Annotated in this window: 11 protein-coding genes and 1 tRNA gene; 2 read left to right on the plus strand and 10 right to left on the minus strand. The window is 72.6% G+C overall.

Annotated elements, in window-relative coordinates; translation table 11 throughout:
• Positions 1 to 25: 25 nt before the first annotated feature.
• The 8 genes from ACZ5GH_RS15655 to ACZ5GH_RS15690 form a co-directional block, all read right to left on the minus strand.
• Positions 26 to 763, minus strand: a complete 738-nt coding sequence (locus tag ACZ5GH_RS15655; RefSeq protein ID WP_387760765.1) for a response regulator — start codon at positions 761 to 763, stop codon at positions 26 to 28.
• A complete protein-coding gene (locus ACZ5GH_RS15660; RefSeq protein WP_387760766.1) occupies positions 756 to 3,311 on the minus strand; it encodes an ATP-binding protein in 2,556 nt (851 codons plus the stop codon). Before ACZ5GH_RS15660 ends, ACZ5GH_RS15655 begins: the two co-directional genes overlap by 8 nt.
• Before the next feature lie 121 nt (positions 3,312 to 3,432).
• Positions 3,433 to 4,068, minus strand: a complete 636-nt coding sequence (kdpC, locus tag ACZ5GH_RS15665; RefSeq protein WP_387760767.1) for a potassium-transporting ATPase subunit KdpC — start codon at positions 4,066 to 4,068, stop codon at positions 3,433 to 3,435.
• 22 nt (positions 4,069 to 4,090) lie between these two features.
• Positions 4,091 to 6,208: a potassium-transporting ATPase subunit KdpB gene (gene kdpB / locus ACZ5GH_RS15670; RefSeq protein ID WP_464334514.1), complete on the minus strand. Its 2,118-nt coding sequence runs from the start codon at positions 6,206 to 6,208 to the stop codon at positions 4,091 to 4,093.
• Positions 6,208 to 7,872, minus strand: a complete 1,665-nt coding sequence (kdpA, locus tag ACZ5GH_RS15675) for a potassium-transporting ATPase subunit KdpA (protein ID WP_464334515.1) — start codon at positions 7,870 to 7,872, stop codon at positions 6,208 to 6,210. The genes kdpB and kdpA overlap by 1 nt, the downstream gene beginning before the upstream one ends.
• Before the next feature lies 1 nt (position 7,873).
• Positions 7,874 to 7,963, minus strand: coding sequence for a K(+)-transporting ATPase subunit F (gene kdpF, locus ACZ5GH_RS15680; protein WP_045693083.1), 90 nt, complete (start codon positions 7,961 to 7,963; stop codon positions 7,874 to 7,876).
• A gap of 465 nt (positions 7,964 to 8,428) precedes the next feature.
• On the minus strand, positions 8,429 to 10,264 hold the full coding sequence (locus ACZ5GH_RS15685) for an APC family permease (protein ID WP_464334516.1): 1,836 nt from the start codon (positions 10,262 to 10,264) through the stop codon (positions 8,429 to 8,431).
• Positions 10,265 to 10,657: 393 nt separating this feature from the next.
• A tRNA-Tyr gene (locus tag ACZ5GH_RS15690) sits at positions 10,658 to 10,738 on the minus strand.
• A 216-nt stretch (positions 10,739 to 10,954) separates the two neighbouring features.
• Here ACZ5GH_RS15690 and ACZ5GH_RS15695 point away from each other — a divergent pair.
• Positions 10,955 to 11,443, plus strand: coding sequence for a YajQ family cyclic di-GMP-binding protein (locus ACZ5GH_RS15695; RefSeq protein WP_464334517.1), 489 nt, complete (start codon positions 10,955 to 10,957; stop codon positions 11,441 to 11,443).
• A gap of 138 nt (positions 11,444 to 11,581) precedes the next feature.
• On the opposite strand, the gene ACZ5GH_RS15700 is transcribed toward ACZ5GH_RS15695, so the two are convergent.
• Entirely contained in the window at positions 11,582 to 12,142 is a 561-nt protein-coding gene (locus ACZ5GH_RS15700; RefSeq protein ID WP_387753153.1) for a TetR/AcrR family transcriptional regulator, read from the minus strand.
• Positions 12,143 to 12,268: 126 nt separating this feature from the next.
• Between ACZ5GH_RS15700 and ACZ5GH_RS15705 the strand changes: the two genes are divergently transcribed.
• Positions 12,269 to 12,868 carry a DUF2867 domain-containing protein gene (locus tag ACZ5GH_RS15705; protein WP_464334518.1) on the plus strand — a complete coding sequence of 200 codons (600 nt, stop codon included), beginning with the start codon at positions 12,269 to 12,271 and terminating at the stop codon, positions 12,866 to 12,868.
• A 79-nt stretch (positions 12,869 to 12,947) separates the two neighbouring features.
• Here ACZ5GH_RS15705 and ACZ5GH_RS15710 read toward each other — a convergent pair whose 3' ends face one another.
• On the minus strand, positions 12,948 to 13,442 hold the full coding sequence (locus ACZ5GH_RS15710) for a hypothetical protein (RefSeq protein ID WP_464334519.1): 495 nt from the start codon (positions 13,440 to 13,442) through the stop codon (positions 12,948 to 12,950).
• Positions 13,443 to 13,456: the final 14 nt, after the last annotated feature.

Consider the following 13,456-nt stretch of genomic DNA (forward strand, 5'->3'; position numbering starts at 1 on the left):
CGGGCAGCTCGGACGGTCACAGCGGTCACGGCACGTACCGGTACCCGATCCCCGGCTCGGTGATCAGGTGCCGCGGCCGGGCCGGGTCGCGTTCCAGCTTGCGGCGCAGCCCGGCGAAGTAGACCCGCAGGTAGTTGCCGCGCCCCTCCTGGGCCGGGCCCCACACCTCGCGCAGGATCTGCCGCCCGGGCACCAGCCGGCCGGGGTTGGCGAGCAGCAGGGTGAGGATGCGCCACTCGGTCGGGGTGAGCCGGACCGGGCCGTGCGGGCCGTTCACCGCGGTGGCCACGAGGTCCACGGTGTGGTCGCCGATCACCGGCCGGCCCGGCGGCACGCCGCCCGGCAGCACGTCACCCGGCGGTCGGCGCAGCACGGCGCGCAGCCGGGCCAGCAGCTCGTCCATCAGGAACGGCTTGGTGAGGTAGTCGTCGGCGCCCGCGTCCAGGGCGCCCACCTTGTCGGCGGCGTCCGTCCGGCCGGAGAGCACGATGACCGGCACCGCGCTGTGGGTGCGCAGGCCGCGCAGCACGTCCATCCCGTCGAGGTCGGGCAGGCCGAGGTCGAGCAGGACGGCGTCCGGGGAGGAGTGCGCGGCGCGGTCGAGCGCCTCTCCGCCGCTGGCGGCGGTGCGGACGGCGTACTGCCGGGCGCTGAGGTTGATCCGCAGGGTGCGCAGGAGGGCCGGCTCGTCGTCGACGACCAGGATCTCCCTCGCTTCGCGGGACACGGACCTCCCGGTGATCCGTTCACTCCGTTCACTCATGCGGCGGTTCCTCCCCAGGGGCGTCGGGCCCGGCGGCGGGCAGGGTGAGCAGCATGGTGGTGCCGCCGCCCGGGGTGTCCTCGACCTCCAGGCTGCCGCCCATCGCCTCGGCGAGGCCGCGGGAGAGGGCGAGTCCGAGGCCGACGCCGGTGGTGTTGTCGGTGTCGCCGAGGCGCTGGAAGGGCAGGAAGACCCGGTCGCGGTCCTCGGGGGCGATGCCGGGTCCGCGGTCGATCACCCGGATCTCGACCTGGGCGGCGTGGTGGCTGGCGGTGACCAGGACGGGCGCGCCGGGGGCGTTGTGGCGCAGCGCGTTGGTGATCACGTTGGCGAGCACCCGCTCCAGCAGCGGGGGGTCGGCGAGCACCGGCGGGGTGGTGTCGAGGTCCAGCGGCTGGATCGGCGCGTACGGGTCCGGGAGGCTGTCGAGCGCCCGGGGCAGGATCTCGTCCAGGTGGGTCTCGGTGAGGTGCAGGGTGAGCGCGCCGGCCTGGAGGCGGCTCATGTCGAGCAGGTTGTCGACCAGCCGGGTGAGCTTGACCAGCGACTCGTCGGCGGTGGCGAGGAGTTCGGCCTGGTCCTCGGAGGAGAACTCGACGTCGGGGCTGCGCAGCGAGCCGACCGAGGCGCGGGCGGCGGCCAGCGGGGTGCGCAGGTCGTGGCTGACGGCGGCGAGCAGGGCGGTGCGCATCCGGTCGGCGGCCTTGATCGGCTCGACCTCGGCGGCGACCACGGCCAACCGGTCGCGCTCCAGCGCGGCGGCGACGTGGGCGGCGAAGGCGGTCAGCACCCGCTGGTCGGCGGCGGGCAGCCGGCGGCCGGTGAGCACCAGCACGGCGTCCGGGCCGACCGGGACCTCGGTGGTCTCGTACGGTCCCTCGCCGTCGCCCTGGTGGTCCCCCTCGCAGTGCGCGAGCACCTCGCCGTCGACCCGGGAGAGCAGGGCGACGGCCCGCATGCCGAAGGCCGTCCGGGACTTCTCCAGCAGGGCGGGCAGCGCGTCGGCGCCGCGCAGCACGCTGCCGGCCAGGGTGGAGAGGGTCTCGGCCTCGGCGGTGGCGCGGGCGGCCCGGCTGGTGAGCCGGCCGGCGTGGTCGACCACGGTGGAGACGGTGAGCGCGATGGCGGCGAACACCACCAGGGCGACGATGTTGTTGGTCTCGCCGATGGTCAGGCTGTGGATCGGCGGGATGAAGTAGTAGTTGAGCAGCACCGAGGCGACGACCGAGGCCAGCAGGGCCGACACCGCGCCGCCGAGCAGGGCGACGACGACCACGCCCAACTGGAAGATCAGCGCGTCGGTGGTCAGGTTGATGCCGTGGTCCGCCCGCGGCAGCAGCACGGTGAGCAGCCAGGGCAGCACCAGGCCGGCCAGGTAGCCGGCGACGGTGCGGCGCCGGGAGTGGCGGCGGCCGAGCGAGGGCAGCCGGCCGCGGCCGGTGAACTCGTGGGTGACCATGTGGACGTCGATGTCCTCGGAGGCGTCCACGGTGGTCTGTCCGGTGCCGGGGCCGGTGAGGAAGCGGTTGATCCGGCCGCGGCGGCTGGTGCCGAGCACCAGCTGGGTGGCGTCGTGGGCGCGGGCGAAGCTGAGCAGCGCGGTGGGGACGTCGTCGCCGACCACCACGTGGTAGCTGCCGCCGAGGGTCTCCACCAGCCGCCGCTGCTGGGCGAGCGCGCCGGAGGAGGCGCCGGCCAGACCGTCGCTGCGGGAGACGTGGACGGCCAGCAGGTCGCCGCCGGCCGTGCGGTCGGCGATCCGGGCGGCGCGGCGGATCAGGGTCTCGCCCTCGGGGCCGCCGGTGAGGGCGACCACGACCCGTTCGCGGGTCTCCCAGACCCGGTCGATGTCGTGGCTGGCCCGGTAGTCGCGCAGGCCCTCGTCCACCCGCCCGGCCACCCAGAGCAGGGCGAGTTCGCGCAGGGCGGTGAGGTTGCCGACCCGGAAGTAGTTGGAGAGCGCGGCGTCCACCTTCTCCGCCCGGTAGACGTTGCCGTGGGCCATCCGGCGGCGCAGCGCCTGCGGGGCCATGTCGACGAGTTCGAGCTGGTCGGCCCGGCGGACCAGCTCGTCCGGGACGGTCTCGCGCTGCGGGATGCCGGTGATCTTCCGGACGACGTCGTTCAGCGACTCCAGGTGCTGGATGTTGACGGTGGTGATGACGTCGATCCCGGCGGCGAGCAGTTCCTCGACGTCCTGCCAGCGCTTGGCGTGCCGGCCGCCGGGGATGTTGGTGTGCGCCAGCTCGTCCACCAGCACGACGGACGGGCGGCGGGCGAGCAGGCCGTCGAGGTCCATCTCCTCGAACTCGGCGTCCCGGTAGGAGCGGTGGACCCGCGGCAGGACCTCCAGGCCGGCCAGCATGGCCTCGGTGTGGCGTCTGCCGTGGCACTCGACGTACCCGACCACGACGTCGGCCCCGCGCTGCTGTCTGCGCCGGGCCTCGTCCAGCATCCGGTAGGTCTTGCCGACGCCCGGCGCGGAGCCGAGGTACACCCTCAGCCGGCCACCGCGGTTGCCGGTGCCGGTGGTGAGGTCGCGGGCCATGGGCACTGCTCTTTCCATCGGGAGGTGGTGCACGTCTGCGGACGCGGGCCGGCCGGCCCGGGCGCGGGAGGCGTGCTCCCGCACCCGGGCCGGCCCGGTCACCCGACTGTCTGGGGCGGTGTCACTTCTGCTCGCCGAGCGCCTTGTTGAGCAGCAGGACGTTGACCCCCTCGTCGCCGAGGAAGCCGAGCGAGCGGCCCTCGGTGTACTTCTCGACCAGCTTGTCCACCGTCTCCACCGGCAGGTTGCGCGCCTTGGCGACCCGGTTGACCTGCTCCTCGGCGTACGCGACGGAGATGTGCGGGTCGAGGCCGGAGCCGGAGGCGGTCAGCGCGTCGGCCGGAACGCTCGCCGGGTCGACGCCGTCGAACGCGGCGACGGCGGCGCGGCGGTCGTCGACGGCCTTCAGCAGGTCCTCGCTGTTCGGGCCCTGGTTCGAGGCGGCGGACGAGGAGGCGTCGTAGCCGGTCCCGGCGGCCGAGGGGCGGGGCTGGAACCACTGCGGGTCCGGCTGGGCCTCCTCGTCCGGGTCGGCGGGGTTCTTCTTCGGGAGGTCGAAGCTCTGGCCGATCAGGCTGGAGCCGACCTCCCTGCCGTCGGACTTCACCGGCGAGCCGTTCGCCCGGTCGTCGAAGGCGACCTGCGAGATGCCGGTGACCAGCAGCGGGTAGACGATCCCGAGGACCACGGTGAGCACGAGGAGTGCCCGCAGGGCCGTGAAGTGGGTGCGGAGGATCGTCGGCAGGGGCTTGGACATGGTTTTCCTCTCCTTCCCCGCGTCAGCTGAGGCCGGGGATGAACTGGACGATCAGGTCGATCAGTTTGATGCCGACGAAGGGCACCACCAGGCCGCCGAAGCCGTAGAGCCCGATGTTGCGGCGCAGCAGCGAACTCGCGTCGGCGGGCCGGTACTTCACGCCGCGCAGGGCGAGCGGGATGAGGCCGATGATGACCAGGGCGTTGAAGACGATCGCCGAGGTGATCGCGGACTGCGGGCTGTGCAGGCCCATGATGTTGAGGTGGCTCAGGCCCGGGTAGACCCCGGCGAACATCGCGGGGATGATCGCGAAGTACTTGGCCACGTCGTTGGCGATCGAGAAGGTGGTCAGCGCACCGCGGGTGATCAGCAGCTGCTTGCCGATCTCCACGATCTCGATCAGCTTGGTCGGGTTGGAGTCCAGGTCGACCATGTTGCCGGCCTCCTTGGCCGCCATGGTCCCGGTGTTCATCGCGACGCCGACGTCGGCCTGGGCGAGCGCGGGGGCGTCGTTGGTGCCGTCGCCGGTCATCGCGACCAGCTTGCCGCCCTCCTGCTCCTTCTTGATCAGGGCCATCTTGTCCTCGGGCGTGGCCTCGGCGAGGAAGTCGTCCACGCCGGCCTCCTCCGCGATCGCCTTGGCGGTCAGCGGGTTGTCGCCCGTGATCATGATGGTCTTGATGCCCATCCGGCGCAGCTCGTCGAACCGCTCCCGCATGCCCTCCTTGACCACGTCCTTGAGGTGGACGACCCCCAGGACCCTGGCCGGGGCCGAGCCGACCTTGGTCGCCACCACCAGCGGGGTGCCGCCGGCCGCCGAGATGCCGTCGACCAGCGTCGACACCTCGTCGGTGACCCGGCCGCCGTTCTCGGCGACCCAGTTGGTGACCGCGCCGGCCGCGCCCTTGCGGACCTGGTGGACGCCGTCGGCCTCGTCCAGGTCCACGCCCGACATCCGGGTCTGGGCGGTGAACGGGACCCAGGTGGCGTGGGTCAGCTCGCCCTGGGCGCGGGCCCGCAGGCCGTACCCGGTCTTGGCGAGGACCACGATCGAGCGGCCCTCGGGGGTCTCGTCCGCGAGGGAGGACAGCTGCGCGGCACTGGCCAGTTCGTCCTGGCCGACGCCGGGTGCCGGGACGAACTCGGCGGCCTGGCGGTTGCCCAGGGTGATGGTGCCGGTCTTGTCGAGCAGCAGGGTGTTGACGTCGCCGGCGGCCTCGACGGCGCGGCCGGACATCGCCAGCACGTTGCGCTGCACCAGGCGGTCCATGCCGGCGATGCCGATCGCGGAGAGCAGCGCGCCGATGGTGGTCGGGATGAGCGCCACGATCAGGGCGACCAGCACGATCATCGACTGCGGGGCGCCCGCGTAGGTGGCCATCGGCTGGAGCGTGACCACGGCGACGAGGAAGACGATGGTCAGCGAGGCCAGCAGGATGTTGAGCGCGATCTCGTTCGGCGTCTTCTGCCGGGCGGCGCCCTCGACCAGGGCGATCATCCGGTCGATGAAGGACTTGCCGGGCTCCGAGGCGATCTTCACCACGATCCGGTCGGACAGCACCTTGGTGCCGCCGGTGACGGCGCTGCGGTCGCCGCCGGACTCGCGGATGACGGGCGCGGACTCGCCGGTGATCGCCGACTCGTCGACGCTCGCGACGCCCTCGACGACGTCGCCGTCCCCGGGGATGACCTGCCCGGCCTCGACCACCACGTGGTCGCCGAGCCTCAGCGCGGTGCCGGGCACCTCCTCCTCGTCCCGGGTGGCGGGCCAGTTCGTCAGCCGGCGGGCGACGCTCTCGGTCTTGGTCCTGCGCAGGGTGTCGGCCTGGGCCTTGCCGCGGCCCTCGGCGACGGCCTCGGCCAGGTTGGCGAAGACCGTGGTCAGCCAGAGCCAGACGGTGATGGCCCAGGCGAAGACGGACGGGTCCGCGATCGCGGCGACGGTGGTGACCACCGAGCCGACCTCGACCACGAACATCACCGGGTTCTTGACCATCACCCGGGGGTCGAGCTTCCTCACCGCGTCCGGCAGGGACGCGAGGATCAGCTTCGGGTCGAGCAGGCCGCCGGCCGCTCTGTGCGGGGCGGCGGGCTCGGCGTGGGTCTCGGCCGGTGCGGGGTTGAGCGTTGGGGTGGACATCAGGAGGACAGACCTTCCGCGATCGGCCCGAGAGCCAGGGCCGGGAAGTAGGTGAGGCCGACGACGATCAGGATCACGCCCGACAGCAAACCCACGAACAGCGGCTTGTGGGTGGGCAGGGTGCCCGGGGTGGCCGGGACCGGCTGCTGCTGGGCGAGCGAACCCGCCAGCGCCAGGACGAAGACGATCGGCAGCAGACGGCCGAAGATCATCGCCAGGCCGAGCGCGGTGTCGTACCAGTCGGTGTTGACGGTGATGCCGCCGAAGGCCGAGCCGTTGTTGTTGCTCGCGGAGGTGAAGGCGTACAGCACCTCGGAGAATCCGTGGGCACCCGAGTTGAGCATCCCGGCGCGCTCACCCGGCAGGGCCATCGCCACACCCGTGCCGACCAGCACGATCGTCGGCGTGGTGAGGATGTACAGCGAGGCGAACTTCATCTCCCGGCCACCGAGCTTCTTGCCCAGGTACTCGGGGGTGCGCCCGACCATCAGGCCGGCGACGAACACCGCCACGACGGCCAGCACCAGCATGCCGTACAGGCCGGAGCCCACACCGCCGGGCGCGATCTCGCCCAGCATCATGTCGAAGACCGCCAGCCCGCCGCCGAACGGCGTGTACGAGTCGTGGAAGGAGTTCACCGCACCGGTCGAGGTCAGCGTGGTCGAGGCGGCGAACAGCGAGCCGGCGGCGATGCCGAAGCGCTGCTCCTTGCCCTCCATCGCGGCGCCCGCGGCCTGCAGGGCCGTGCCGGAGTGCTGCGACTCGGCGAGGGTCATCAGGGCGGTGGAGGCGGCCCAGAACAGGCCCATCACCGCGACGATCGCGTAGCCCTGGCGGTCGTCCCCGACCATCCGGCCGAAGGCCCGCGGCAGCGCGAACGGGATCAGCAGGATCAGGAAGACCTCGACCAGGTTGGTGAAGCCGGTCGGGTTCTCGAACGGGTGCGCCGAGTTGGCGTTGAAGAAGCCGCCGCCGTTGGTGCCGAGCAGCTTGATGACCTCCTGGGACGCCACCGGGCCGCCGGGTATCTTCTGCACCCCGCCCGCGAGGGTGGTGACCTCGTGGAAGCCGTGGAAGTTCTGGATCACGCCGTTGGCGGCCAGGACCAGGGCGAAGACGATCGAGATCGGCAGCAGCAGGCGCAGGTTGATCCGGGTGAGGTCCACCCAGAAGTTGCCGACCCGGTCCGTCCGGTTGCGGGTGAAGCCCCGTACCAGCGCGGCGACGACGGCGATGCCGACGGCCGCGGAGACGAAGTTCTGCACCGCCAGGCCCGCCATCTGCACCAGGTGGCCCATCGCGGACTCGCCGCCGTAGGACTGCCAGTTGGTGTTGGCGACGAACGAGATGGCGGTGTTCCAGGCCTGGTGGCCCTCCATCTGCGGAACGCCCAGGCTCAGCAGCAGGTGGCCCTGGAGGCGGATCAGGGCGTAGAGGAAGAGCACGGACACCGCGGAGAAGGCCAGCACCGAGCGGAGGTAGACCGGCCAGCGCTGGTCGGCGTCGCCGTCGACGCCGATCAGCTTGTAGACGCCGCGCTCGGCTCTGAGGTGCTTGGCGGAGGTGAGGAGCTTGGCGATGTAGTCGCCGAGTGGGCGGTAGCACAGAGCCAGCGCGCCGACGAGGGCGAGGACCTGGAGCCAGCCCGCGAGAGTGGATCCCATGTCAGAACTTCTCCGGGAAGATCAGCGCCACGACGAGGTAGCCGACGAGTGCGACGGCCACGACCAGACCAGCGATGTTCTCCGCACTCACAGCCTCTCCACCCCCCGCGCGACCAGGGCGATGACGGCGAACACGGCGACCGTGACACCGACGTAGATGAGATCGGACATGGGCTCCACCAGAGTGGTTCGGGAGAGGCCGCGACCTGGCCGGAGGGGCTCGCGCGGCGCCGGTGGACGACCGGCAGATGCAGCAAACCAGCCGTCAGGGGCGCGTCATGAGGGCCCTGACGCCGTCCATACGGGTGATAGCGCGACGTTGACGCGGCTTTGACGGGCGCTTCACCGGACCGAGACCGTCGTGATCGGGCCGAGATCCTGGCGGCTGCTCCGGCGGCGGTCCGACAGCGGTCACGGAGGCTGATCCGCGGCCGGCCCGGCGGGTCCGGCAGCGGGTCCGACAGCGGTTACGGAGGCTGGTCCGGCGGCGGTTACGGAGGCTGGTCCGGCGGCAGTGGCGACCGTCCCGCGGGAACGGGGGACTGGACGGCCCCGGTCACATCCGCATGCGCAGCCTGCAGACCACCGCGTCGGCGTGCCGGCGCAGGGCGCGGTCGATCACCGCCCCGCGCCGGTTCTGCAGCGCCCGCTGCCACCAGCGGGCCGGCTCCACCTCGGGGATCAGGACCGTCAGCCGGTCGTAGGCGTGCTCCGCTCGCAGCTCGTTGACGAAGTCGGCGATCGGCCGGCCCAGCCGGCGGTGGACGTCCGGGAGCTCCACCAGCGGCACGCCCGGCCGCCACAGCTCCCAGTCCCGGCGCAGCGCCTCGGCGGCGGCCGGCTCGTGCACCACGGTCACCGCCATCACCTCGTCGCCGAGCGAGAGCGCCGCCGACAGGCCGTCCCTGGTCAGCCGGGTGATCGCGGTCACCGGGACGACGACCAGGCTGCGCTGCCGGGTCACCGGGCCGGGCACCCGGCCCAGTTCCAGCCGCTCGCCGATCCGCGCGTAGCTGCGGTGGACGGCCTCGAACAGCACCACCAGCAGCGGGAGCGCCACCACGATGCCCCAGGCGCCCTCGGTGAACTTCGTGCCGGTGACGACCAGCGCGGCGATGCCGGTGAGCAGCGCCCCGAGGCCGTTCAGCGCGGCCCTGGCCCGCCAGCCGGCGGGCCGGTGCAGCAGCCAGTGCCGGACCATCCCGACCTGGCAGACGGTGAAGCCGACGAAGACGCCGATGGAGAACAGCGGCACCAGGCTGTTGACGTCCCCGCCGGAGCCGGCCAGCAGCGCGGCCGACACGGCGGCCAGGAAGAGCACGCCGTACCGGTACACCTGGCGGTCGGCGCGCAGCGCGAACAGGTGCGGGAGGTGGTTGTCGCGGGCGAGCAGGTCGAGCAGCACCGGCAGGCCGCCGAAGGAGGTGTTGGCGGCCAGTCCGAGCAGCACCACGGTGGCGGACTGGACGACGTAGAAGCCGAAGCCGTGGCCGAGCGAGGCGTCGGCGAGCTGGGCGAGCACGGTGACGCCCTCGACCGGCTCGAGGTGGAAGCGGCCGATCAGCACGGCCAGCCCGATCAGCATCACGCCGAGCAGGGCGCCGAGCGCGACCTCGGTGTGCTGCGCGCGCCGGACCCGCGGGGTACGGAAGGAGGGGACGGCGTTGGCCACCGCCTCCACGCCGGTCAGCGCGGCGCAGCCGGCCGCGAAGGCCTTGAGCAGCAGCAGCGCGCCGACGGTGGTGGCGTTCCCGGCGAGGGTGGAGGCGTGGCCGGCGGCGGCCGCGGTGCTGGCCGGGCCGTCCCGGAGCAGTCCGGCCACGACGATCGCCAGGACGGAGAGCACGAAGACGGCCGTCGGCGCCAGGAACCAGCGGGCCGACTCGGCGATCCCGCGCAGGTTCACCGCGGTGACCAGCGCCAGCACGCCCAGGCAGAGCCAGACCCGGTCGCCGTACAGGCCCGGCACGGCCGAGGTGAGCGCGGCCACGCCGGCGGTGACGGAGACCGCGACGTTCAGCACGTAGTCGATCACCAGCGAGGCGGCCGCGGTGAGCGCGGTCCGGCGGCCCAGGTGCGCCTTGGCCACCGCGTAGGAGCCGCCGCCGTCCGGGAACGCCGCGATCACCTGCCGGTAGGAGGCGACCAGCACCGCCAGCAGCACCGCGATCGCCGCGGTGACCGGCAGCGTGAAGCCCAGCCCGAACGACCCGGCGGCGGCCAGCACAAGCACGATCGACTCCGGCCCGTACGCGACCGAGGCCATGGCGTCCAGGGAGAGCGCGGCCAGCCCGCCGAGCGCGCTGAGCCGGTGCCGCTCGTCGTCGGCACCGGCGCCGGTGTCCGGAGGCTGGGGGTCGGCCGCGACGGCCGGGGTGGTGGCGCTGGACATCGGACGGGACCTCCGCAGTCGGTAGTTGGTCCGATCCTGCGGTCCGCCCGCCCGTCGCCCGACGGGCCTCTACACCTTCCTGACGCCGCCACGAGCGGCCCTGACGCGCCCTTGACGCGGCGTCCTCGACACGGCCGCCATGCCGTGCGGGCCCTGTCCGGTGGCTGTTGGCGGGGGTGGGGCGAGCCGTTGTCCCGGCGGTCGCCGGCTGGGAAGACGATCAGCTCTGTCGAAGGACTCCCACCCCCGGCACCCCACTCTGCTGCCTGCAACACGTAATTGCAAGCAATGTGCAATAAGTCCGCCCGGAGCCCCGCCCCCGCGGAACGGCCCCGGACAGACGAAACAGCCCCCGATCTGCGTTTCCGCAGATCGGGGGCTGTTTCCATCCTGTGGCTGGTGCAGGGTTCGAACCTGCGTAGCTTGCGCGACAGATTTACAGTCTGCTCCCTTTGGCCGCTCGGGCAACCAGCCAGGATCTTCGTTTCCCGGGGCGTTCACCCCGTTCGACGTGGTAAACCATACCCGATGCCGGGGGGTGCTCCGCCACTCGATAGGTCACGCGACGATCAGGAAACCTCGGGCGACCGCTACGGGCGGGGCCGGTGTGGCGCTGGATAGGCTGGGACCGCGGACGCCCGGTGGGCGGGCCGCGCCAGTGAAGCCAGAGCATCAAGGAGACCAACACCCATGGCCGACTCCAGTTTCGACATCGTCTCGAAGGTCGAGTGGCAGGAGGTCGACAACGCGATCAACCAGACCTCCCGCGAGATCGCGACGCGCTTCGACTTCAAGAACGTGGGCGCCGAGATCAGCCGCACCGGCGAGAAGATCGAGATGAAGGCGAACGGCGAGGAGCGCGTGCGCGCCGTTCTGGACATCCTCCAGACCAAGTTCGTCAAGCGCGGCCTGTCGCTGAAGGCCCTGGACGCCAACGAGCCCCAGCTGTCCGGCAAGGAGTACAAGATCTTCGCCAACGTCAAGGAGGGCATCACCACGGAGGACGCGAAGAAGGTCGCGAAGATCATCCGTGACGAGGGCCCGAAGGGCGTCAAGGCGCAGGTCCAGGGCGACGAGCTGCGCGTCAGCTCGAAGAGCCGCGACGACCTCCAGGCCGTGCAGGCCCTGCTCAAGGGCAAGGACCTGGACTTCGCGATCCAGTACGTGAACTACCGCTAGGACCGGCCCCGGTCCGCGGGGACGCGAGCTGCGAGCGGCCACCGGGCGCGGCGGGGGCGCGGTGCCGAAGACGTCTTCGGCACCGCGCCCCTGTCGCGCCCGTCGCGTTCGGCCGCGGGGTGCGAACCCGGGGCGGGCTCAGCGCAGGAGCCAGTCGCGGGTCAGTTCCATCACCTCGGCGCGGCTGCGGCCCTCGTGGTCGACGGCGACGAGGTGGTGGCCGATCCGGAGCGAGAAGCTGACCAGGCTGCGGACCTCGACGTCGTCCGGGTCGGGGCAGAACGACGAGTAGAGCGAACGCAGGTACGCCATCCGGCGGTTGTCCACCCGGCGCAGGCGCTCGGCGACCGCCTCGTCGCGCCGCGCCCAGTCGCGGATCGCCAGGTCGACGGTGGTGCCGGTCACCGGTCCGTCGCCACTGGTGGCGGCGATCGCGAAGAGCCGCCCGAGCCGGGTGCGGGCGTCGCCGCCCTCGTCCTCGACCTGGGCGATCACGCCCTCGGTGACCTCCCGCTCCCAGGTGTCGAGCATCTCGTCGAGCAGCGCGCCGCGGTTGCGGAAGTACCCGTAGAAGCCGCCCTTGGTGACGCCGAGCGCCTGCGCCAACGGCTCCACCCGCACCGCGTCCGGGCCGCCGGCCGCGAGCGCCCGCAGGCCCTCCTCGATCCACCGGGCGCGCGGCGTCCGCGTCACACCCATGCCGGGCTCCTCGCCGCGTCTCGTTCCACTGTGTCGCTCCTCACGCTCGCACCCTTGCGTATACGCCACCGTACACACGGGTCTAGCCTGCTTCTATACGGCACCGTACAGACAGGGGCACCGCAGATGAGACTCCCCAGCACGGCCCACACCTCCCGCCCGTGGCGGATCCACGAGATCGCCCTCGACTTCCACCTGGAGGACGTCTGGGCCCTGCCGACCCCCGGCGGCCCCGACGACCTCGACCGGCTGGTCGACCAGTTCGCCAACGGTGCCGGTGCCCCGATGTCCGACTCCCCCGTCGTCCGCCTCCTCTTCGCGATCCGCTGGAAGCTCGGCGGCCTGCTCGGCTGGGACAAGCCCGACACCGGCCTCGGCGCCCGCGTCCCCACCCTCCGCGACCGCCTCCCCGCCGACCTCCGCGACGCCCCGCGCGGCCCCGACACCCGTTCGGCGCCGTTCCGCTCCGTCTACCGGCTCCACGACGAGTGGACCGCCGAGATGGCCAACCGCACCGTCCACGGGGTCCTCCACCTCGGCTGGGTCGAGACCTCCCCCGGCAGCGGCACCTACCACGCCCAGATGGCCGTCCTGGTCAAGCCCAACGGCCCCTTCGGCCGGCTCTACATGGCCGCCATCAAGCCGTTCCGCCACCTCGGCGTCTACCCCGCCCTCCTCCGCTCCATCGGTCAGCGCTGGCGCGCCGACACCCCCGGCTCGCGCTGAGCGCGGGCGGGGTACGGGCAAGGGCGCGGGAGCGGCACGGGTACGGGTGCGGGCCGGGGCCGGGGCCGGGGCCGCGAGGTCAGCCGGTCGGCTCCGCCCAGCCGCCGGTGCTGCGGTGCCGGCCCAGGCCGACCGACTCGAACTCGTCCACCCGGCCCTCCTCGGTGCGCGCGCCGATCCGCCGCAGGGCGCGGGAGATCGGGGTGCCCTCGGCCGGGGAGGGCTCGAACTCGCCGATGGTGAGCGGGCCGAGGGCGATCCCGCCGTCCGCCCAGACGGCGGCCCGCTGGGTGCCGCTGCCGCCGAAGTAGTCCGCCTCGACGCAGGCGATCGGGCCGGCCTTCGACCAGGCGGCCAGCCGGAGTTCGAAGCCGTCCGAGTGCCACCCGAACCCGGCCCCGCCGCCTGACCCGCGCACCCCGCCGTCTCCCTGGAGCGCGGCGAGGACGGCGGAGGTGACCGGAATCAGCGCCAGCCCCTGCGCCAGGGGCACCACCCGGGCCGCCGGAACCTCCGCCGCAGCCAGCGTCAGCAGCTCCCGAGTTCCTATCAGCGCCTGGAGTTCATAGGACATGGCCGCCATGGTGT

The sequence above is a fragment of the Kitasatospora sp. Xyl93 genome (assembly GCF_055383135.1).